The sequence below is a fragment of the Pseudomonas sp. MF6394 genome (assembly GCF_002018845.1).
In the GTDB taxonomy this organism is placed as follows: domain Bacteria; phylum Pseudomonadota; class Gammaproteobacteria; order Pseudomonadales; family Pseudomonadaceae; genus Aquipseudomonas; species Aquipseudomonas lactis.
Genome location: NZ_MVOJ01000024.1, coordinates 1 through 22580 on the forward strand (window position 1 = coordinate 1; position 22580 = coordinate 22580).

Genomic DNA, 22580 nt, shown 5'->3' on the forward strand with positions numbered 1-22580 from the left:
CCCCACACCTCTCCACCAAAAAATCCACAAACGCCCTAACCCGCGCCGGCATCGCCCCTCCCCCTACAAACACCGCATGAATCGGCTCCACATCCCCAGGATTAAACTCCTCCAGCAGCACCACCAACTCCCCCTGCCTCACCTCCTCCACCACACTAAACGCCCCAATCCTCGCCACCCCCGCCCCCAGCTTCGCTAACTGCGCCAATGCCTCACCACTATTGCCCTCAATCGTCCCCGCCACCTTCAACGAAAACTCCCGCCCCTCCACCCGAAACGGCCAATCCGGCGCTGCCCTGCGGAAGTTGAAGCGCAGGCAGTTGTGCTGCAATAAATCCTGCGGCGTCACGGGAGTGCCATGCCGTGCCAGGTACTCCGGCGAGGCGACGATAACCTGCCTGGTAGAGCCGATAAGGCGAGCAGTCAGGGGGCTGTCGGCGAGGGGGCCGAAGCGGATGGCGACGTCGGCCTGGCCGCCGAGGATGTCTACGACTTCGTCGCCGAGCATCAGGTCGACGACGATAGCGGGATAGCGGGCACTGAAGGCGGCGATCAGGGGGACGATGGTCATGCGGCCGTGGGCCAGTGCGGCGCTGACACGCAGGCGTCCGCGGGGCGCGCCCTGGTCGGTGATGGCGTCTTCGACTTCGGCCATGTCGGCGAGGATGCGCCGGGCGCCGCGCAGGTAGGCTTCGCCTTCAGCGGTGAAGGTGATGGCGCGGGTGGTGCGCAGTAGCAGGCGGGTGCCGATGCGCTGTTCGGTGCGGGTGATGATGCGGCTGATGGCCGATGGGGTCAGCCCCAAGGCCCTTGCCGCACCCGACAGGCTGCCGTGCTCGGCGACCATGGTGAACACTTCCATCTCTCCCGACCGCCCGCCGATGTCCATTTGTGCCTCCTGCGCAAAGCTGTAGTTCCCAACCAAGGGCTACTGCTGCAAAAGGCAGGATTGTAGCATTTGAGTCACAGATAAGGAGTCACCCATGCGTATCAATCCACCCCTTGTAGCATTGTCCGTCGGTGCCTTTGGCATCGGGGTCACAGAGTTTGCCCCTATGGGCATGTTGCCCGGTATCGCCGCTGATCTTGATGTCTCCATTCCCGCTGCGGGGCTGTTGGTGAGCGCCTACGCCATGGGCGTGTTGATTGGCGCGCCGATCATGACCCTGGCGACGGCCAGGGTGCCCCGCCGCTATTTGCTGATTGGGCTGATGGCGATTTTTACCCTGGGTAATTTGCTGTCGGCGTTGGCCAGCAACTACCAGACGCTGATGATCGCCAGGCTGGTGACGTCGCTCAATCACGGGGCGTTCTTTGGGATTGGCTCGATCGTGGCCGCAAGCCTGGTGGCGCCCGAGAAGCGCGCGGGGGCTGTGGCGGCGATGTTTATGGGGCTGACCCTGGCAACCATTGGCGGCGTGCCCCTGGCGACCTGGTTTGGCGAGAACTTTGGTTGGCGTACCGCGTTCTGGGGCATCAGTGGGCTCGGCGCGGTGGTCATGGCGGCGCTGTGGTGGGCATTGCCCAATACTCCCGCGCCCAAGGGTGGCGGGCTGATGGCGGAAATCCGTGTGCTGGGCCGCGGGCCGGTGCTGGCCGCGTTGGCGCTGACCGTGGTGGGCTCGAGTGCGATGTTTACGGTATTCACCTACATCGCGCCGATTCTGCGCGACGTCACCCACGCTTCGACCAACTTCGTCACCGGGATGCTGGTGCTGTTCGGAGTCGGGCTCACCCTGGGCAATGTGTGGGGTGGCAAATCTGCGGACCGCTCGGTGGACCGCACCTTGATCATCTCGCTGGTGGTGTTGATTGCCGTGCTGTTGGCCTTCTCGGTGCTCATGCAATGGCCGCTGCCCGCTGCGCTGTCGATCCTGCTGTGGGGCGCTGCCAGCTTTGCCCTGGTGCCGCCGTTGCAGATGCGGGTGATGGAGGCAGCAAAGGATGCGCCTAACCTGGCTTCGGCGATGAACATCGGTGCGTTCAATTTTGGTAATGCGATTGGTGCGGCGTTGGGAGGGGCAGTGATCAACGCGGGGCTGGGCTATCCGGCCATTTCACTGGCAGGCGCGATCATGGCTGGGCTGGGTTTGTTGATGGTGCTGGGGTTGGGCTGGCGTGCGCGGCGGGCCGACTCACGCTCTGGCAGAGAGGCGGTGCAAGCCTGAGCAGCATCGCAGGTTGTTAGTCTAGACTTCATGCACCTTCCAACCCGAGGAGCCTTGCGATGAACAACAAGAATACGATCTGCCTCTGGTACAACGGCGATGCCCTGGAGGCAGCGACCTTCTACGCCAACACCTTCCCCGACAGCGCAGTAAACGCCGTACACCGTGCGCCTGGCGACTACCCATCCGGCAAGCAGGGTGATGAGTTGACCGTGGAATTCACCGTACTGGGTATCCCCTGCGTGGGCCTCAATGGCGGCCCCATGTTCAAGCACAGTGAGGCGTTTTCCTTTCAGGTCTCCACGGATGACCAGGAGGAAACCGACCGCTTGTGGCATGCCATCATCGACAACGGTGGGCAGGCAAGCGCTTGCGGTTGGTGCAAGGACAAGTGGGGGCTGTCGTGGCAGATCTCACCGAGGGTGTTGGTCGATGCGGTGACCAGTAAAGATCCTGCCGTCGCCAAGCGAGCGTTTGAGGCGATGTTGACCATGACCAAAATCGACATCGCGACCATCGAAGCCGCCATTGCCGGGAACTGAACTGTGGGAGCGGGCTTGCTCGCGAAGGCGATGTATCCGCTAGCACATGTGAGAACTGACCCACCGCTTTCGCGAGCAAGCCCGCTCCCACATGAAGGCATAGGTATCTACATAACTCTGCAGCTCTCAACGGTAACCACGATGCGAAGCGAGTCGCTCTTGATCTGCTTTTGATCTTAGGCGCCCCGTCAAACCACGCTGGCCGGAATTCGACAGTGATTTGGGGGGTAAACCGGCAGGGATGCCGGTTTAGCCGCCCCGCGCCATGGATGGCGCGTGGCGGCGGCCCGTCAAATCACTGGCGGATTACGGGCACACCGAGCCCAAGCGAGGTGCCGAGTGGTGGGGCAAGAGCGTTTTGCTTACTTTTGCGCTTTTCAAAAGTGAGCCGCCGTCAGGGCGGAACCCTAAGTGGCCGTTACCTACATAACGGATATATACTCAGTCTGATCTCAGATCCCGGTCGGCTGTCAGGCCGCCTTCGCAGGCAAGCCAGCTCCCACATTTGGATCGCGGGGCGTCAGCTAGATAAGCGTTGGCTGTCAGGCCGCCTTCGCGAGCAAGCCCGCTCCCACCGTTTGATTGCGCGCCCTCCCCCCATGCGGCAAAAAAAGTCATCCAACGGACGCCCGGTTGCGACACCGGCGATACCGGCCTATGTTCCAAGCCATGCTGTTTTTTTGCTGTCCCTCGCCCTACGCCCATCCCGTAACCAGGAGACGACATGCCCACGCCTTCACGCCCTGCCGTACTTGAGCTAATCGGCAACACCCCGCTGGTCAAAGTCAGCCGCTTCGATACCGGCCCCTGCACGCTGTTTCTCAAACTGGAATCGCAAAACCCCGGCGGTTCCATCAAGGACCGCGTTGGCCTGGCGATGATCGACGCCGCTGAACGCGACGGTCGCTTGCGCCCGGGCGGTACCATCATTGAAGCCACCGCCGGCAATACCGGTCTGGGCCTGGCGCTGGTGGGCCGGGCCAAGGGTTACCGGGTGGTGTTGGTGGTGCCCGACAAGATGTCCACGGAAAAGGTGCTGCACCTCAAGGCCATGGGCGCCGAGGTGCATATCACCCGTTCCGATGTGGGCAAGGGCCATCCGGAGTATTACCAGGACGTGGCAGCGCGCCTGGCCAAGGATATTCCGGGCTCGTTCTTCGCCGACCAGTTCAACAACCCGGCCAACCCGTTGGCCCACGAGACCAGTACCGCGCCGGAGATCTGGGCGCAGACCCAGCACGATGTGGACGCGATTGTGGTGGGCGTTGGCTCGGCCGGTACCCTCACCGGTTTGACGCGTTTCTTCAAGCGCGTGCAACCCGAACTGGCCATGGTGCTGGCCGACCCGGTCGGTTCGGTGATGGCCGAATACAGCCGCAGCCGTACGCTGGAAACCCCCGGTTCCTGGGCGGTGGAAGGCATCGGCGAGGACTTCATTCCCTCGATCGCCGACCTGTCCAGCGTGCGCCACGCCTACTCCATCAGCGATGCAGACAGCTTCGACCACGCCCGCCAACTGCTCAAGGCCGAAGGCATCCTCGGCGGCTCATCCACCGGCACCCTGCTCGCCGCTGCCCTGCGCTACTGCCGCGAGCAAACCGAGCCCAAGCGCGTGGTGACCTTTGTCTGCGACACCGGTACGCGTTATCTGTCCAAGGTTTACAACGACCAGTGGATGAACGACGCCGGCCTGTTGCAGTACAAGCACTACGGCGACCTGCGTGACCTGATCGCCCGCCGCTTCGAAGACGGCCGGGTGATCAGCGTGAGCCCCGACGACACCCTGCTCACCGCCTTCCAGCGCATGCGCCTGGCGGACGTGTCGCAACTGCCGGTGCTGGTCGATGGCCAGACCCTGGTGGGCGTGATCGACGAGTCCGACATCCTGCTGGGCCTGCACCACGACGCCGCCGACTTTTCCATGACCGTCGCCAGCGCCATGACCAACACCCTGCACACCCTGGCCCCCAGCGCCAGCCTGGCCGAACTGCAGGCCGAGCTGGATCGCGGCCTGGTCGCCATCATTGCCGACGCCGCAGGCTTTCATGGCCTGATCACCCGCGTCGACCTGCTTAACCACCTACGGAGATCCCTTGCATGAGCCAGCCCGATAAAAGCGCGTTTGCCACCCGTGTGATCCACGCCGGGCAGTCACCCGACCCGACCACGGGCGCGCTGATGCCGCCGATCTACGCCAACTCCACCTACCTGCAAGACAGCCCCGGCGTGCACAAGGGCTTTGACTATGGCCGCTCCCATAACCCCACGCGTTTTGCCCTGGAACGCTGCGTGGCCGACCTTGAAGGCGGCAGCCAGGCGTTTGCGTTTGCCTCAGGGCTGGCGGCGATCTCCACTGTGTTGGAACTGCTGGATGCTGGCGCGCATATTGTCTCGGGCAATGACCTGTACGGCGGCACCTTCCGGCTGTTCGACAAGGTGCGCCAGCGCAGTGCCGGGCACCGCTTCAGCTATGTCGACCTCAGCGACGTGCCAGCCTTTGAAGCGTCATTGCAGGACGACACGCGCATGGTCTGGGTCGAAACCCCAAGCAACCCGCTGCTGAGCCTGACCGACCTGCGCGCAGTCGCCCGCATCTGCCGTGCCCGCGGGATTACCTGCGTGGCCGACAACACCTTTGCCAGCCCCTGGATCCAGCGCCCGCTGGAGCTGGGCTTCGACATCGTGGTGCACTCCAGCACCAAATACCTCAATGGGCATTCCGATGTAATCGGTGGTATCGCCATCGTCGGCGACAACCCTGACTTGGCTGAACGACTGGGCTTCCTGCAAAACTCCATCGGCGCCATCGCCGGGCCGTTCGATGCCTTCCTGACCCTGCGCGGGGTAAAAACCCTGGCGCTGCGCATGGAGCGCCATTGCAGCAATGCCCTGGACCTGGCCACCTGGCTGGAACAACAGCCGCAAGTGTCGCGGGTTCACTACCCGGGCTTGGAATCCCACCCACAGCACGACCTGGCGAAACAGCAGATGCGCGGGTTTGGCGGGATGATTTCAGTGGACTTGAACAGCGACCTGGCCGGCGCGACACGCTTTCTGGAAAACGTGAAGATCTTCGCCCTGGCCGAGAGCCTGGGGGGCGTGGAAAGCCTGATCGAACACCCGGCAATCATGACCCATGCCAGCATCCCGGCGGCGACGCGCGCGCAATTGGGCATTGGCGATGGGCTGGTGCGGTTGTCGGTGGGGGTTGAAGATGTGGAGGATTTGCGCGCCGACCTGGCGCAGGCCTTGGCCCACATCTAACGCCGACATACCTGTAGGAGCGAGCTTGCTCGCGAAGAACGCAAAGACAACACGGGCATCCAGACATCCCGCGTTATCGTTGACGTTTTTCGCGAGCAAGCTCGCTCCTACAACGTTCAGCCTTGGGTGATATTGGCCCGCGCCGCATGCAGCTTCTTGTAGCTGTCAATCAGGCGCAAATGCCGGTCCAAGCCTTCCAGCTTCATGCTGGTGGGCGTCAGCCCGTAAAACCGCACGCTGCCGTTGACCGAACCGATCACCGCGTCCATGCGCTCATTACCGAACATGCGCCGGAAGTTGGCCTCGTAGTCAGCCAGTTCCAAGTCGTCATCCAACTCCATCTCCAGCACCGCGTTCATCGCCTGGTAAAACAGGCCGCGCTCAACCGTGTTGTCGTTGTACTGCAGGAACATCTCCACGCACTCCTTGGCCTCTTCATACTGCTGCAAGGCCAGGAAGATCAGCAGCTTGAGCTCCAGGATGGTCAGTTGGCCCCACGCCGTGTTGTCATCGAACTCGATGCCGATCAGCGTGGTGATATCGGTGTAGTCGTCCAGCTCGCTTTCTATCAGGCGCTCGACCAACGCCTGCAACTCTTCCTCGTTGAGGCGGTGCAGGTTAAGGATGTCTTCGCGGAAAAACAGCGCCTTGTTGGTGTTGTCCCAGATCAGGTCGTCCACCGGGTAGATTTCCGAGTAATCCGGCACCAGGATCCGGCAGGCGGTAGCGCCCAGGTGCTCATACACCGCCATGTACGACTCTTTGCCCATGCCTTCGAGGATGCCGAACAGCGTGGCGGCCTCCTGGGCGTTGGAGTCTTCGCCCTGGCCAGAGAAGTCCCACTCGACGAATTCATAATCGGACTGGGCACTGAAGAAGCGCCACGACACCACGCCGCTGGAATCGATAAAGTGCTCGACGAAGTTGTTCGGCTCGGTGACCGCCTGGCCTTCGAAGGTCGGCTGCGGCAGGTCGTTCAAGCCTTCGAAGCTGCGGCCTTGCAGCAGCTCGGTGAGGCTGCGTTCCAGCGCGACTTCCAGGCTAGGGTGCGCGCCGAACGAAGCGAACACGCCACCGGTGCGCGGGTTCATCAAGGTCACGCACATCACCGGGAACTCACCGCCCAGGGACGCATCCTTGACCAGCACCGGAAAGCCCTGGGCCTCCAGGCCTTCGATGCCCGCCAGGATGCCCGGGTACTTGGCCAGCACGTCGGCCGGTACGTCCGGCAGCGCAAATTCGCCTTCGATGATTTCGCGCTTCACCGCCCGCTCGAAAATCTCCGACAGGCACTGCACCTGGGCTTCGGCCAAGGTATTGCCGGCGCTCATGCCGTTGCTCAGGTAGAGGTTTTCGATCAGGTTGGACGGGAAATACACCACCTCGCCATCGGACTGGCGCACGAACGGCAGCGAGACAATCCCACGGGCCTCGTTGCCGGAGTTGGTGTCGAACAGGTGCGAACCGCGCAGCTCGCCGTCGCGGTTGTAGACTTTCAGGCAGTAGGCATCGAGGATTTCACTCGGCAGCTCATCGTTGGGGCCCGGCTGGAACCAACGCTCGTCCGGGTAATGCACGAACGGCGCGTTGGCCAGGTCCTCGCCCCAGAACTGGTCGTTGTAGAAAAAGTTGCAGTTCAGGCGCTCGATGAACTCGCCCAGCGCCGACGCCAGCGCGCCTTCTTTTGTCGCACCCTTGCCGTTGGTAAAGCACATCGGCGAATGGGCGTCGCGGATATGCAGCGACCACACGTTGGGCACGATATTGCGCCACGAAGCGATCTCGATCTTCATGCCCAGGCCGGCGAGAATCGCCGACATGTTGGCGATGGTCTGCTCCAGCGGCAGGTCCTTGCCGACAATGTAGGTGCCCGCCTCGGACGTGGAATTGGGCATCAACAGCGCCTGGGCATCGGCGTCGAGGTTCTCGACTTCCTCAATCACGAATTCCGGCCCGGCCTGCACCACTTTTTTCACGGTACAGCGGTCGATGGAACGCAGGATGCCTTGGCGGTCCTTGTCGGAGATGTCCGCGGGCAACTCGACCTGGATCTTGAAAATCTGGTTGTAGCGGTTTTCCGGGTCGACGATGTTGTTCTGCGACAGGCGAATATTCTCGGTGGGAATATTGCGCGTCTGGCAGTACAACTTCACAAAGTACGCCGCACACAACGCCGACGAAGCCAGGAAGTAGTCGAATGGCCCCGGTGCCGACCCATCGCCCTTGTAGCGAATGGGCTGGTCGGCAATGACCGTGAAGTCATCGAACTTGGCTTCAAGCCGAAGGTTGTCGAGAAAGTTGACCTTAATTTCCATGCGGGCACACCAGAATAACGAGCTAAACAAATTGGCCGCCATTATGAAGCGTTTCGCCGGGAAGTCTCAGGGTTTTGCGTATGGGCTGCCGATCGGTGCTAACTTCCAACTAGTTAGATAATGTTCACCTCTGCCAGGACAGGTCATGGAACCGATAGCGACGAACGCCGCACTGTTGATCATCGATATGCAAAAAGGCATGGCCGATCCCACCCTTGGGCGCCGCAACAACTCAGACGCTGAGCTGCACATACAGCACTTGCTCAATGCCTGGCGCCAGGCGCAACGCCCGATCATTCATGTGCGGCATATCTCCCGCTCTGACGCTTCGGTGTTCCGGCCAGGCCAACCTGGCTGCGAGTTCCAGGAGGCGTTGCAACCCCTGGCCCACGAACATGTGGTGGAAAAAAATGTACCGGATGCATTCAGCGCCACGGGCCTGGAGCGCTGGCTGCACCTGCGCTCGATCCGGCAGTTGGTGATCGTTGGCGTCATCACCAACAACTCAGTGGAATCCACCGCACGCTCGGGAGGCAACCTGGGGTTCGACGTGATCGTGGCGGCGGATGCGTGTTTTACCTTCGATCAAACCGATCTATCGGGGCGGCTGTGGGCCGCTGAAGATGTGCATGCGTTGTCGCTGAGTAACTTGGCGATGGACTATGCCAGGGTGTTCCAGACGAGTGAAATCCTGGCCAGTCATTAACAAAGCAGACATGCATCAGGGCAAACGCACGGTGGCGGCCGCTTGCAGGCCTGAGCGGTTAAAACACCCCGACATCCTCAAGCATTTGCGATAACGCCTGCGGCCATACCGTATCGCTCGTTGCGCGCAGCGCCTCTGCCGACCACCAGCGATGGTCCGCCATCACCTGGGCCTCCTGCTGCGTCCACTCGGCCCTGGATAACGCGTCGCTGGATGCATGCACAACGAAGTACCGCTCAACCGCCAGCACCGTTTCGCCGCAGGGTAGCATCAAGGTCACGTTGCGCTCTGCTACACATTCCCCGACGCTGCTCACCGTGATCCCAGTCTCTTCGCGCAACTCACGAATCGCGGCGCTGTGAAAGGTCTCCCCGGCCTCAACGCCACCGCCCGGCGTGGCCCAGTAATCCTGGCCAGCCAAGGCACCTTCTTTGTGCACGAAGCGAAACAGCAACACTTGCTGTGCAGGGTTTATGACCAGTAATCGTGCGGCTTTGCGTTCACGCATCAGCTTGATTCCTTTCTATGACTGCCGAATTCATCCAGCTCAAAAAAGCCCGCAGGCGTGTCGTGAATGCCTCGCCCTCTGCGCTCGGGTTGCGTGCCTCAAACAGGAAGTAGGCGATTTGCACGCGCATGGTCGGGTAATGCTGAACAAACAGCCCGACGTAGTCTTCCAGGGTTTGCGGCCAGGTTTGCGCATCTTGCGCTCGCAGGGTGTGGGTGGCGCGGATCAAAGCCCGCGATGCTTCCCGCTGCAAGCGATGGCGTACGTGCTCAGTGCTGGCCTGTTGGATACCTACCAGATACCCCGTGAGCGCCTGTTCAAAATCGCCGTTGACCGCCAGGGCGATGGCGCGAGACGGGCGAAACGGTTCGAAGTGCAGCGACAGGTCTTCGCCCCAGAGACAGCGGCAATGATGTTTGAGCCAGAAGCCCCAACGGTTTCGGTTCTCGGGCGCCAACACCTGGGCGCGGTGGCCGATATCAAAGTCGATCTTGGTGACTTGGGGATGCCGTAGCTCCAACGCGAGTCGGGCCAACTCCAATTGTTCAAGCACGGGCGCATCCGGTGGCTCGACCAGTATCAGGGAAAGGTCAAGATCAGAAAGGCCGATCTCACCTTCGCCCCGTGCGATGCTGCCATACAGGTAAATCCCGTGCAGCCCCAGTTCTGGCCGGGACAAGGTAGCGCAGATGTCCGTCAGCAGGGGCTGGAACTCGGGTTGTATAGGCCCATCGGCAACGGTGAGGATATAGCCGTCGACATCAATGCCTGCAGGTTTTTGGGTGTTCACGATGCGATCTTGCCGCAGAGCAGATGCAGAGTGGGCATAACGCGATTCCTCATATCGGGCCAGGAAGGATGAGTCATATAGCCGCTGTGGTAAACGTATCTACATAACTTTGTGGGCTGTAGGCACGAACGGTAACCACGATGCGAAGCGAGCCGCTCTTGATCTGCTCTTGATCTGCTCTTGATCTGCTTTTGATCTCAGGCGCCCCATCAAACCACGCTGGCCGTAATTCGCCAGGGATTTGGGGGGTAAACCGGCAAGGATGCCGGTTTAGCCGCCCCGCGCCATGGATGGCGCGTGGCGGCGGCCCCCCAAATCACTGGCGGATTACTGGCACACCGAGCCAAGGCGAGGTGCCGAGTGGTGGGGCAAGAGCGTTTTGCTTACTTTTGCGCTTTTCAAAAGTGAGCCGCCGTCAGGGCGGAACCCTAGGTGGCCGTTACCTAAATAACGGATATGTACCCGGTCCAACTGTGTTGACTGCCAGGCCGCCTTCGCAGGCAAGCCAGCTCCCACAGTTGGATGGTGGGGTGTCAGGTAGATAGATGTCGGCTGGCTGGCCGTCACGGGAGCAAGCTCCCTCGCCACAGGTTCAGCGTCGCACCAAAATTGTGTAGATACGTATGCATATGCAGGGGAACGCCGGATCGAAACACACCTCGACACGCCCTCCCAGTGAACTTTCTTACAAGCGCCATGCTCCTTTCCTATGCGAAGTCAGAGCGCCCTGAGTCCAGGGTGCAGAACGATAAGGAGCCGCCACCGACATGACTACCCTCCCCACTTACCCCGTCGTCAGGCCCGGGCCGTTGCACGGGACTTTGCTCGCCGGCACCGTCCCGTTGTTTCTCGGAGCCTTGCTCAGTGATATCGCCTACGGCCAGACCTACCAGATTCAATGGGCCAATTTCGCCTCCTGGCTGATCGCAGGAGCCTTGGTGTTCTGTGGTTTTGCCCTGCTGTTTGCACTGGTCAACCTGGTGCGTGCCGAACACAAGGGCGGGCGCCCGGTGGCGTACTTCCTGCTGTTGCTGGGCACTTGGGTGCTAGGGCTGGTGAACGCCTTTCAGCATGCCAAGGATGCCTACGCCATGATGCCTGCTGGCTTGGTGCTGTCGGCGATTGTCACCGTGCTGGCGATTGTCGCCACCTGGATCGGCTTGACCAACCTGCGCTCAGGAGCTGCCCGATGAAACCACTCAACACACTGACCCTGCTCAGCGCCGCCCTGTTGCTGAGTGCCTGTGGCGGCGAAGGAGACAAGACCCAGGCGCGCGGCCCGGACCCCAAACTGCCCGAGCAACAAAGCAGCCTGTTGCCGAGCATGAAGATTGCCGAGCCCACGCCGTGGGGCGAGCAAAAGCCCAAGGTGCCCGAAGGCTACAGCGTGACCGCCATCGCCACTGACCTGGCGATCCCGCGCCAGACACTGGTGCTGCCCAACGGCGATATCCTGGTGGCCGAAGGCCGTGGCGGCAGCGCGGCCAAGCTCAAGCCCAAGGACGTGATCGCCAGTGTGATCAAGGCCCAGGGCAACACCAAGGTCAAGGGCGGCAACCGCCTTACGCTGCTGCGTGACGCCGACGGTGACGGCACCTATGAACTCAAGACGGTATTTGCCGACAACCTCAACGCTCCCTACGGACTGGCATTCGCCGACGGCAAACTGTACGTGGCCAACCAGGACGCACTGGTGCGCTTTGACTACGCCGACGGCCAGACCAAGGCGAGCGCGCCACCGGTCAAAGTTACCGACCTGCCGGCGCAGATCAACCATCACTGGACCAAGTCGTTGGCTGTGAGTGAGGACGGGCGTCAGCTGTATGTGGGCATCGGTTCCAACAGCAACATCACCGAACGCGGCATGGAAGTGGAAATCGACCGCGCAATGGTCTGGCAGATCGACGCGGCCACCGGCGCGCACAAACCCTACGCCACGGGCCTGCGCAACCCAACGGCGCTGACCATCCAACCGGGCTCCGGGCAACTGTGGACGGTGGTCAACGAGCGCGATGAACTGGGCCCCGACCTGGTGCCGGACTACCTGACGTCGGTGCGTGAAGGTGCCTTCTACGGCTGGCCCTACAGCTACTGGGGCCAGAACGTCGACCCCCGCGCACAACCGCAAAACCCGGCCAAGGTGGCCGCGGCGATCAAGCCCGATTACAGCCTGGGTTCCCACGTGGCCGCGTTGGGCGTGGATTTCTCCATCCCCGCCCTGGGTGAAAAATTCGCTGACGGCGTGTTTGTCGGCGAGCACGGCAGTTGGAACCGTGACAACCCAGTGGGCTACAAAGTGATCTTCGTACCGTTCAGCAACGGCAAACCGGCGGGCGAGCCCATCGACTTTGCCACCGGCTTTCGCGGCGACGACGGCAAAACCCGTGGCCGCCCGGTTGGAGTGACCGTGGACCCCAAAGGCGCGCTGATCATTGCTGACGACTTGGCCAATACTGTTTGGCGAGTCACACGTAACCAGTAAATCGAGGAACTACGCAACGGAGTAGTGAGACTGATGTATAGGCTGTCTGATCCAACATGCTGTTCGGCTGTCAGGCTGCCATCGGGCGCACACAAGGTCTGTGCCAGGCGCTGATTTTGTGGGCAATACATAACCAATGTGGGAGCTGGCTTGCCTGCGAAAGCGGTGGTTCAGTTAAAGAATTATTGACTGACACACCGCCTTCGCGAGCAAGCCCGCTCCCACAGGGGATCTGTGCCAAGCGCTGATTCTGTGGGAAATGCATGACCCATGTGGGAGCTGGCTTGCCTGCGAAAGCGGTGATTCAGTTAAAGATTCAGTCACTGACACACCGCCTTCGCGAGCAAGCCCGCTCCCACACGGGATCTGTGCCAAGCGCTGATTCTGTGGGAAATGCATGACCCATGTGGGAGCTGGCTTGCCTGCGATAGCGGTGATTCAGTTAAAGAATTATTGACTGACACACCGCCTTCGCGGGCAAGCCCAGTCCCACAAGCCCGCCGTCGTATATTTGATACCTAACCGTTACCGCAACACAGCAGCAGCCCCGCTACACGCCTGCCCCGCCCGCTCGCAGATCTCCCAACCACCCCCCAGCGCCTTATAGATCCCAACCACCGCCAAACGCTGTTCCGTGCGCGCTGCGGTCAATGCGCGGCGGCTGGTGAAGTCGGCACGTTCGGCCTCAAGCACATCCAGGTACACGCCCTCGCCTTGCGCAAACCGCTCGCGCGCAAAGTTGGCGGCCTCACGATTGGCGGCCGCCTCCAGCAGCCGCAAGCCCAGGGTGTTGCCGGCCGTGCGGTTGGCCTGGAACGCATCATCGGTTTCCTGCAGGGCTCGCAACACGGTCTGGTCATAAGCGATCAAGGCCGCCTGGGTGCGCGCCTCGCTGGCGGCAATCCGTGCACGTACGCGCCCAGTGTCCAGCAGCGACCAACGAATCACCGGGGCGATAAAGTTCGACTGCATGCCCGCATCGCCCAGGGCGCTGAGGCTTCCGGCCAGTAGACCGATGGAACCTTGCACCTGAATGTCCGGATACAAGCCAGCGGTTTCCACGCCAATCTGCGCGGTCGCAGCCGCCAGCGTGCGTTCGGCCGCGGCGATGTCGGCGCGGCGCGCCAGCAAGCCAGCTGGGTCTCCCACCTGCAGCGTGCGCAGGTTCAAGGTTTCACGCCCAGGCCGGGCCTGCGGTGGCTTGAACCCTTGAGGCGCTTGCCCCAGCAGCACCGCCAACGCGTTGGTTGCCTTGGCGCGACGTCGTTCCAGGTCAGGCGCTACCGCCTCCACATTGCGCAACAAGGCCTCGGCGCGCAGCCGGTCGAATTCGGTGGCGGCGCCGACGCTGACCATCTGCCCCACCAGGCCCAGGCTGTCGCGTTGGCTCTGGCTGATATCCGCAACCACGGCCTGCTCAGCTTCGATGCCTTGCAGGTCAAACCAGGTGGCCGCGACAGTCGCTGCGACGCTCGCTTGCACGTTGCGCAATAACGCCTGACGCGACCCCGCCTGGGCCTGGGCCGCCTCCACCGAGCGACGCACGCGGCCAAACAAGTCGATTTCCCAGGCCGCATCCACCGCCGCGCGGGTGGTTTCAATGGAGCGCTGCTCGCCGAACGGGGTCTGGACCTCGCTGCGCTTGCGGTGCTCGTAGCCCAGGGCGGCGCCGCCGCTGGGCAGGAAGCCTTGGCGGCTTTCACGCAGCAGCGCCTTGGCTTCGTCCAGGCGTGCGGCGGCGATGCCGATGTCGTGGTTGGCCGCCAGTGCCTGTTGGATCAACTGGCTCAGTGCCGGCTCATCAAACACCTGCCACCACTGCACCTCCACCTCGCCCGGACCCAGCCCGGCGATGGGCGCGCCAAAGCTCGTCGCCCGTTGCGCAGCGGGCAGCACCGGCGCGGAATAGTCCGGCCCCACCGAACCGCAACCGGCCAGCAGGGTCAACGACAACACAAACGCTGGATACGCCTGTTTCATGATGCGCTCTCCTTTAGCTGCACCTTCGGGCTCGCCCCCTGGCGCTGCACGCGCAGCGCCAGGCTGCGCATCACCACATAAAACACCGGCGTGAGGAACAGGCCGAACAGCGTCACGCCCAACATCCCGGCAAACACCGCAACCCCCATGGCATGGCGCATCTCGGCACCGGCGCCACTGGCAAACACCAGCGGGACTACGCCGGCGATAAACGCCAGGGACGTCATCAAAATAGGCCGCAGGCGCAATTGACACGCGTGGATCACCGCCTCCAAGGGGCTCGCGCCTTCGGCTTCGAGGCTGCGGGCAAACTCGACGATCAGGATGGCGTTCTTCGCCGCCAGGCCCACCAGCACCACCAACCCGATTTGCACGAACACGTTGTTGTCGCCGTCCACCAGCCACACGCCAAGGATTGCGCTGAGCAGGCACATGGGCACGATCAGCAACACCGCCAACGGCAGCAGCCAACTGTTGTACTGCGCGGCGAGGATCAAATAAGCCAGCAACACACACAGCGGGAAAATAAACAGGGCCGATGACCCGGCGAGCTTTTGCTGGTAGGTCAGGTCTGTCCATTCATAGGTCACGCCCTCGGGCAGTACCTCCTGGGCCAGGCGCTCCATGAGCGCAACCGCCTGCCCCGAGCTGACCCCTGGCATCGCGCCGCCAGAGATATCCGCCGACGGATAGCCGTTGTAGTGAATCACCCGGTCAGGCCCCGAGCTCGGCGTGACCGTGACAAACGCCGACAACGGCAGCATGTCTCCAGCGGCGTTGCGCACCTGCAGACGGCCAATGGCTTCGGCCTGCATGCGGTGGTCTGCATCGGCCTGGGCCGTGACTTTGTAGGTGCGGCCAAACCGGTTGAAGTCGTTGACATACAGCGACCCCAGATAGACCTGCAGCGACTCGAATACATCCGCCAGGCGCACACCCTGGCTCTTGACCTGGGTGCGGTCGATGTCGACATTCAGTTGCGGCGCATTGACGTCCAGGCTGGTCATCAACCCGGCCACCTGGCCTGACTCGGTGGCTTTGGTCATCAGTACCTGGGTCTGCTGCACCAGTGCCTCAAGCCCGACGCCGCCACGGTCTTCGACCTGCAACTTGAATCCCCCGGTCACCCCGAGCCCCGGTACCGGCGGCGGTGGGAATACCCCGAGGAAGCCGTCGGGGATGCTCGCAAACTTGGCTTGCAGGCGCCCGGCGATAGCGACCGCTGCCATGTCTGGCGAGGTGCGCTCTTTGAACGGATCAAGCATCACGAACATCACCGCCGCATTCGGGACGTTGACGAAACCGTTGACCGACAGCCCCGGGAACGCCACCACACTCTCGACCCCCGGCTCGTCCAAGGCGATTTTCGACATTTGCCGCACCACCGCATCGGTACGCTCCAACGAGGCCGCGTTCGGCAGTTGGGCGATGCCGACCAGGTAGTACTTGTCTTGCATCGGCACGAAGCCGGCCGGTACCGCGTTGAAGCCGAACCAGGTCAACGCGAGCAAACCGCCGTAGGCCAACAGCGCCACGCCGCGACGGCCGACGACCTTGCGCACGGTATTGCCATAGGCTGGCGGCGCACGCTGGAACGGCCGGCCCAGCACCTCAAGCAGCCGCGTGGCGCGACCGCGCAGGCTGCGTGGGTCAGGCGCCACGGCGGTGTGCCGGGGCCGCAGCAACAGGCCGGCCAGCGCCGGGCTGAGGGTCAAGGAGTTGACCGCCGAGAGGATGGTGGAAATCGCGATGGTCAGCGCAAACTGCCGATAGAACTCACCTTGCAGGCCACTGAGAAACGCAGTGGGAATGAACACGGCCGCCAGTACCGAGGTGATCGCAATGATAGGGCCGGTGACCTCGCCCATGGCCCGTCGCGCAGCCTGCATCGGCTCCTCGCCGTTCTCGATATGCCGCTCGACGTTCTCCACCACCACGATGGCATCGTCGACCACGATGCCAATCGACAGCACTAGGCCGAACAGCGACAAGGTGTTGAGGGAGAAGCCCATCAGGTGCATGACCGCAAAGGTGCCGATGATCGACACCGGCACGGCCATCAAGGGGATCAGCGACGCGCGCCAGTTGCGCAGGAACACCACCACCACGATCACCACCAGCAGGATCGCTTCCATCAGCGTGATGGCCACCGACTCCAGGGAAGCGCGTACAAACACGGTGGGGTCATAGGCAATCCGCGACACCAGCCCTTCGGGGAAGTTGGTTTGCAGGCGCTGCATGGTGTCGCGCACCGACTGCGCCACATCGAGGGCGTTGGCCCCCGGGCTCTGGATGATCTGCAAGGCCACCGCCGGCTCGCCGTCCAACAGGCTGCGCAGCGCGTAGGCATCGGCGCCCATCTCGATACGGGCCACATCGCGCAAACGCGTGACCTGGCCGTTATCGCCGGTGCGAATGATGATGTCGCCAAACTGCTCTTCGTCCGTCAAGCGCCCCAGGGTATTGACCGTGACTTGGAAGGCCGCAGTGGAATCCGGCGACTGGCCGACCGAGCCCGCCGCCACTTGCACGTTCTGCTCGCGCACGGCAGCAATCACATCGCCGGCGGTCAAGCCACGGGCAGCGATCAGGTCCGGGTCGAGCCACAGCCGCATGCTGTATTCACCGGCGCCCCACACCAGCACATCGTTGATCCCCGGCAGCCGCGACAACTCATCGCGCACCTGCAGGTAGGCATAGTTGGAGATGTAGAGCGGGTCATAACGTTGGTCCGGGGACAGCAGGTGGACCACCATGAGGATGTCCGGGGAGGTTTTCTGCGTGACCACGCCCAGGCGCTGCACCTCTTCGGGCAAGCGCGGCAAAGCTCGCGACACACGGTTTTGCACCTGGATCTGGGCCATGTCCGCGTTGGTGCCCTGGGCGAAGGTCGCGGTCAGGATCATGCGGCCATCGGTGGCCGACTGCGAGGTCATGTAAAGCATGCCCTCAACCCCGGTGATCACCTGTTCCAGCGGCGCTGCCACTGTCTCGGCAATCACCTGCGGGTTGGCCCCCGGATACGACGCCGTCACTTGCACCGTGGGCGGCGTGACGGCCGGGTATTCGCTCAACGGCAAATGGAAGAAGGCCACGATGCCGCCGATCATCATCAACACCGACAGGACGATGGCGAAGATCGGTCGGTCAATGAAAAAGCGTGGGAAGCTCATTGCACGCCCCCCACCGCCAGCGGCGTCTCAAGCGGCTTGCCCTCGATGCTGGCAGCCAGTGGCGTTACCTGCATGCCGGGGCGCACCAGGCCTTTGACGACAATGCGCTCGCCCGGTTGCAGGCCCTGTTCGATGACCCGCAGGCCGTCAACCACCGGGCCCAGTTCGACCGGGCGGTACTCGGTCTTTTCACCCTCACCCACTACCAGCACATAACGGCGGCCCTGGTCGGTGCCGATGGAATGGTCGGCAATCAACACCCGGGGTTGCGCCGCGCCAGTGTCCAGCTTGACTTTGGCAAACAGCCCCGGCGTCAAGCGCCCATCCGGGTTCGCCACCACCGCACGCACGCGCACCGTGCCGGTCTTGCGGTCGGCCGAGTTGGCCAGAAAGTCCACGCGCCCGGCCCGTGCATAGGTCGTATCGTTGAGCATTGCCACCATGACCTTGGCGGCGTTTTCGCCCTTGGACCCGGCGTGCTGCCGCGTCGCTGCCAACGAATGCAGGTAGGTGCGTTCGTCCACGTCGAAGTACACATGCAAGGGGTCGATGGAGACAATTGTGGTCAGGGGTGTTTCCCCACGGGTGACATAGTTGCCTTCCGTCACCAATGCGCGGTCGATGCGCCCGCTGATAGGCGCGGTGACGCGGGTGTAACTCAGGTCCAGCTGGGCCGTATCCAGCGCAGCCCTGGCCGCCTCGACCTGGGCCCTGCCGGCATTCAACGAGGCAATGGCGGTGTCGAGGCGATCACGTGCCACCACCTTCTTGGCGTACAACTGCTCGGCGCGGCCATGCTCGGCCTGGGCCAGTGATGCATTGGCCTCGGCCTCACGCAAACGCGCCTTGGCGGCGTTCACTGCCGCCTGAAACATGCGCGGATCGATCACAAACAACGGGCTGCCCTTGGCCACGAACTGGCCTTCGGGCACGCTGACACTTTGCAGATAGCCACTGACTCGCGGGCGCAATTGAACCTGGTCGATGGCGGTCAACGAACCGGTGTACTCCACAAACGGCGTTACCGCACGCGCCACCACTTGGGCCACCGGCACGCCGGGTGGTTGGGCGGCTGCGGCTGGCGGCGCTTTGTCCGAGCATCCGCCCAGCGTTAACGCTACGGCCAACGCCCCGGCAATCAGGCTGACTGGTTTGGTGTACATCGTTCACCCTCCTTGGAATTTTCAAGACAAATCGACACGTGGGGTTTTTATCCGGCTTGCCATACTGGGAAGGTCAAGCGCTATAAAACCGGGGGTGTGTTTTGTCTGGGAAATATCTGGAGGGTTAAACAGGTAGGAGCGAGCTTGCTCGCGAAAAACTCGCAAACGCCACGCTTATTTCAGGAAGAACGCGTCATCGTTGACGTTTTTCGCGAGCGAGCTCGCTCCTACAGAGGACTTCCATCAGGTCCAGGCGACTACCAGCAAGCCTGCGCCCAACACCAGGCACAACGGCGAATAGAAATAGGTATCCAGGCGAGCAAACCTCGACCCGCCGACCTTTTTGAAAAAACCCACCAGCTCCGAATCCCCGATCGCCCGAGCAAACATCAGCACGGCAATCGCACTGATGCCCCACTGCAACGCCCCATGGGACACCGGCGAGAAATACAGCCCGGCGCGAAGGCACACGAGCAAGGCAATCGCCACCAGCCCCATCGCGACCAGGAAGGTGCCCAGCGCCGACGGTTTGAACGCCGGCCTGGGCCCGCTGGCAAACTCTCCGGGCAGTTGCGGGATAGCGGCCAGGCTGCCGAGCTTGCCACCCGCAGCCCAATACAAATGCACCATGCTGATGAAGGTAAATACCCCGACGATCCACCGCGCAATCACAAAGCTCATGGTCGGCGCTCCACAAAAATGTGCGAATGAGGATAGTCGCCCTGAGATTTTTTGCAGGCATTTCGTCGGTCGCTGATGATAAAGTGCCGCCCCATGAAACTCGCCCGTGCCGACCGCTCGCTCATTGCCTGGATGCTCTACTGCTGCGTCCTGTTCAATGTGTTCGCCTGCAGCATTGGTCATGGGCAGATGGTGGGGATGCAGCTCAACGGCATCAGCGGCCAATTCTGTACGGTCGACCCACGTACCCAGGCACCGCTGCCCAGCAATTCTACGGATGAGAGCCTGCCCACGCTGTCGAAGGCATTTGGTTGCCCGCTGTGTTCTACCGGCGGCATGGGCCCGGCGCTCAACTCCCACCTGAATGTGGCGGTACTGCCACAACCCCATGCGCCGCCTGCTGCGGTGGTGCTTGCCGCTGACATTCCTGCCCGCTTCACCTGGCCTGCGGCTAATCCGCGCGCGCCACCCGCCTTCGCCTGATCCCTGCGCTTTCTGATCTGCATTGCCCCGTTGCCGTAAGGAGTACGGGTAGCTGTGCGTTGTTTTCGAGCCAAGTTTTCAGGATTCAACCATGAAACATTTACCCCTGTTGGCGGGCCTGTTCGGCTGCCTGCCTGTTTGCGCCTCGGCCCTTGAACTGGCGCCGACCACCATTGATGGCGGACAAAGTGCCGAGCCAGGCCTGGCCCTGGACCAATCCAGCGGCATGGCCTCGCGCCTGGGCCTGAGCGTGCGAGAAACCCCGGCGTCGGTGGCCATCGCCAACCGCAACGATATCGAGCGCCACGGCGCCAAGACCTTCCGCGATGCGGCCAATACCCTGCCTGGCGTCAACGCCAGCGCACCGCCTGGGTTTGGCGGGTTTGTCTCGTACCGAGGGTTTACCAGCAGCCAGATCACCCAGATGTTCAACGGCATCAACGTCGCCACCGGCCTGGCGCGGCCGGTGGATGCGTGGATCTACGACCGCGTCGAACTGGTGGGCGGCCCCTCCTCCTTGATCAACGGCGCAGGCTCCGTGGGTGGCTCGCTGAACTACGTGACCAAGCTGGCAACCCGCGAGGAACAAGCCGTCGAAGGCCAACTGAGCTATGGCAGCTACGACACCGCCGGTATGGCGTTCGGCCTCAACCATGCGCTGACCGAACCCGGCGCCGAGGTGCAGCACTACGCCCGCCTGGATGTGAGCCGCAACACCAACCACAGCTACATCGACCGCGACCAGCGCGATGCCTGGAGCGTGGCGTTTTCCCTGCTCAGCGACCTCACCCCGAACCTGTCCCACACCCTGGCCTTGGAATATCAGGACGAACATGAAGACAGCCCGTACTGGGGCACGCCGGTGCTCAACCCCAAGGCCGGTGAACTGAAGATCGACAAGCACAACCGCTTCAATAACTACAACGTCGCCGACGGCCGTTATGAGCAACGCACCATCTGGGCACGTTCGATCATCGACTACCGGATCAACGACAGCACCACCCTGAAAAACACCCTCTACCACCTCGACAGCCAGCGCGACTACCGCAACCTGGAAACCTACCAGTACAACGCCGACAACAGCGCGGTGAACCGCTCAACGGCCTATCAGGTGCGGCATCAGGGCGAGCAGAACGGCAACCAGTTCGAACTGCGCCATGACACGAGCGTGTTCGGCCTTGCCACCACCTGGTCTGGCGGTTTTGAGTACAAGGTCAACAGCACCACCAACAGCCCCTTGAACGTGCCGGGCAAAAGTAGCGTGGACCCGAACCACTACGACCCAGGGCACTTCTATGATATTCCCGGTACCCAGCCAGGTTTCGTCAAGGACAAAACCAACCAGGTAACCACCAAGGCACTGTTCGTGGAAAACCGTCTGGGACTGACGGATAAGCTCTCGCTGCTGACCGGTCTACGTTATGACGCTATCGACCTGGACGTGACCAACCATCGCACCCTCACCGCCACCACCCCGCGGCACTTCAAGCGCAGTTGGGAACCGGTAACGGGCCGGGTGGGCCTGACCTATCAGTTCATCCCGTCCGCCAACGTCTATGTGCAATACAGCACCGCCGCCGAACAGCCCAATACCACTACCCAAGTGTTCGACGTGTCCACCGGCAAGCAATGGGAAATCGGCAGCAAGTTCGATTACCTGGAAGGTCGGGGCTCGGCCACGGTCGCGGCCTACAAGATCGAACGCAAGGACTTTGCCGTCACCGACCCGCTGGACCCGACCAACAGCATCCCGGTGGGCGCGCAGTCGTCCAAGGGCATCGAACTGGCCAGCTCGTTGCGCATCACGCCGAGGCTATTGGCCGAAGGCAACTTCGCCTGGGTAGACGCGCAGTATGATGAGTTCAACGAAAAAACCGCCAGCGGCGCCGTGGTGTCGCGCAAGGGCAATACGCCAACCAACGTGCCCAAGCGCGTGGGCAACCTGTGGCTGACCTACGATTTTGCCGAGGCCTGGCAAGGTGGCGTGGAAGCGCGCTATGTCGCTCAGGTGTACGCGGACAATGCCAACACCCAGACCGTGCCAGCGTATACGCTGTTCGGCACGTTCCTGCGCTATAAGCTGGATGCGAACACCTCGGTCACCGGGCGCGTGCGTAACCTGACTAACGAGGTGTATGCCGAGTTTGCCCATGTGTCGCCGGCGTATTATCTGGGGTCACCGAGGACCTTTGAGCTGGCTGTACAAACTCGATTCTAAACCCGCAATACAATCAAAAATGTGGGAGCGGGCTTGCTCGCGAAAGCGGTGTGTCAGGCAATTGATCTGTCACTGACACACTGCATTCGCGAGCAAGCCCGCTCCCA

Annotated in this window: 17 protein-coding genes; 9 read left to right on the forward strand and 8 right to left on the reverse strand. The window is 62.2% G+C overall.

Features of this window, described 5'->3' with window-relative positions; all coding sequences use genetic code 11:
- Positions 1 to 889: LysR family transcriptional regulator (locus tag MF6394_RS21950; RefSeq protein WP_078467529.1), on the reverse strand; the 889-nt coding region annotated here is incomplete at its 3' end.
- Positions 890 to 983: 94 nt separating this feature from the next.
- Here MF6394_RS21950 and MF6394_RS21955 point away from each other — a divergent pair.
- The 4 genes from MF6394_RS21955 (at position 984) to MF6394_RS21970 (ending at position 5974) form a co-directional block, all read left to right on the forward strand.
- Complete coding sequence (locus MF6394_RS21955) at positions 984 to 2168, forward strand: MFS transporter (protein WP_078467530.1); 1185 nt, start codon at positions 984 to 986, stop codon at positions 2166 to 2168.
- Positions 2169 to 2227: 59 nt separating this feature from the next.
- Positions 2228 to 2710 carry a VOC family protein gene (locus MF6394_RS21960; protein ID WP_078467531.1) on the forward strand — a complete coding sequence of 161 codons (483 nt, stop codon included), beginning with the start codon at positions 2228 to 2230 and terminating at the stop codon, positions 2708 to 2710.
- Between the two features lie 724 nt (positions 2711 to 3434).
- Positions 3435 to 4811 carry a pyridoxal-phosphate dependent enzyme gene (locus tag MF6394_RS21965; protein ID WP_078467532.1) on the forward strand — a complete coding sequence of 459 codons (1377 nt, stop codon included), beginning with the start codon at positions 3435 to 3437 and terminating at the stop codon, positions 4809 to 4811.
- A complete protein-coding gene (locus MF6394_RS21970) occupies positions 4808 to 5974 on the forward strand; it encodes a cystathionine gamma-synthase (protein ID WP_078467533.1) in 1167 nt (388 codons plus the stop codon). Before MF6394_RS21965 ends, MF6394_RS21970 begins: the two co-directional genes overlap by 4 nt.
- Before the next feature lie 116 nt (positions 5975 to 6090).
- On the opposite strand, the gene MF6394_RS21980 is transcribed toward MF6394_RS21970, so the two are convergent.
- A complete protein-coding gene (locus MF6394_RS21980) occupies positions 6091 to 8289 on the reverse strand; it encodes an OsmC domain/YcaO domain-containing protein (RefSeq protein WP_078467535.1) in 2199 nt (732 codons plus the stop codon).
- 145 nt (positions 8290 to 8434) lie between these two features.
- Here MF6394_RS21980 and MF6394_RS21985 point away from each other — a divergent pair, with 145 nt between their 5' ends.
- The gene (locus MF6394_RS21985; protein WP_078467536.1) at positions 8435 to 8995 is read left to right on the forward strand and encodes a cysteine hydrolase family protein; all 561 of its coding nucleotides are present in this window, start codon (positions 8435 to 8437) and stop codon (positions 8993 to 8995) included.
- Between the two features lie 58 nt (positions 8996 to 9053).
- Here MF6394_RS21985 and MF6394_RS21990 read toward each other — a convergent pair whose 3' ends face one another.
- Both MF6394_RS21990 and MF6394_RS21995 read right to left on the reverse strand, forming a co-directional pair.
- Positions 9054 to 9503 carry an NUDIX hydrolase gene (locus MF6394_RS21990; protein ID WP_078467537.1) on the reverse strand — a complete coding sequence of 150 codons (450 nt, stop codon included), beginning with the start codon at positions 9501 to 9503 and terminating at the stop codon, positions 9054 to 9056.
- Positions 9496 to 10293, reverse strand: a complete 798-nt coding sequence (locus MF6394_RS21995) for a nucleotidyltransferase domain-containing protein (protein WP_078467538.1) — start codon at positions 10291 to 10293, stop codon at positions 9496 to 9498. Before MF6394_RS21995 ends, MF6394_RS21990 begins: the two co-directional genes overlap by 8 nt.
- Positions 10294 to 11060: 767 nt before the next feature.
- Between MF6394_RS21995 and MF6394_RS22005 the strand changes: the two genes are divergently transcribed.
- Both MF6394_RS22005 and MF6394_RS22010 read left to right on the forward strand, forming a co-directional pair.
- Entirely contained in the window at positions 11061 to 11486 is a 426-nt protein-coding gene (locus MF6394_RS22005) for a DUF2231 domain-containing protein (protein WP_057711788.1), read from the forward strand.
- Entirely contained in the window at positions 11483 to 12775 is a 1293-nt protein-coding gene (locus MF6394_RS22010) for a PQQ-dependent sugar dehydrogenase (protein WP_078467540.1), read from the forward strand. The genes MF6394_RS22005 and MF6394_RS22010 overlap by 4 nt, the downstream gene beginning before the upstream one ends.
- Before the next feature lie 525 nt (positions 12776 to 13300).
- On the opposite strand, the gene MF6394_RS22015 is transcribed toward MF6394_RS22010, so the two are convergent.
- From MF6394_RS22015 to MF6394_RS22030, 4 genes are all read right to left on the reverse strand, one after another.
- The gene (locus MF6394_RS22015; RefSeq protein WP_078467541.1) at positions 13301 to 14755 is read right to left on the reverse strand and encodes an efflux transporter outer membrane subunit; all 1455 of its coding nucleotides are present in this window, start codon (positions 14753 to 14755) and stop codon (positions 13301 to 13303) included.
- Positions 14752 to 17928, reverse strand: coding sequence for an efflux RND transporter permease subunit (locus MF6394_RS22020; RefSeq protein ID WP_078467542.1), 3177 nt, complete (start codon positions 17926 to 17928; stop codon positions 14752 to 14754). Before MF6394_RS22020 ends, MF6394_RS22015 begins: the two co-directional genes overlap by 4 nt.
- The gene (locus tag MF6394_RS22025) at positions 17925 to 19091 is read right to left on the reverse strand and encodes an efflux RND transporter periplasmic adaptor subunit (protein WP_078467543.1); all 1167 of its coding nucleotides are present in this window, start codon (positions 19089 to 19091) and stop codon (positions 17925 to 17927) included. The genes MF6394_RS22020 and MF6394_RS22025 overlap by 4 nt, the downstream gene beginning before the upstream one ends.
- Before the next feature lie 243 nt (positions 19092 to 19334).
- Positions 19335 to 19772, reverse strand: coding sequence for a DUF3995 domain-containing protein (locus MF6394_RS22030; RefSeq protein ID WP_014718756.1), 438 nt, complete (start codon positions 19770 to 19772; stop codon positions 19335 to 19337).
- A 93-nt stretch (positions 19773 to 19865) separates the two neighbouring features.
- Between MF6394_RS22030 and MF6394_RS22035 the strand changes: the two genes are divergently transcribed.
- Complete coding sequence (locus tag MF6394_RS22035) at positions 19866 to 20255, forward strand: DUF2946 domain-containing protein (protein ID WP_032897017.1); 390 nt, start codon at positions 19866 to 19868, stop codon at positions 20253 to 20255.
- 91 nt (positions 20256 to 20346) lie between these two features.
- Positions 20347 to 22473, forward strand: a complete 2127-nt coding sequence (locus MF6394_RS22040) for a TonB-dependent receptor (protein ID WP_078467544.1) — start codon at positions 20347 to 20349, stop codon at positions 22471 to 22473.
- The last annotated feature ends 107 nt before the right edge of the window (positions 22474 to 22580 follow it).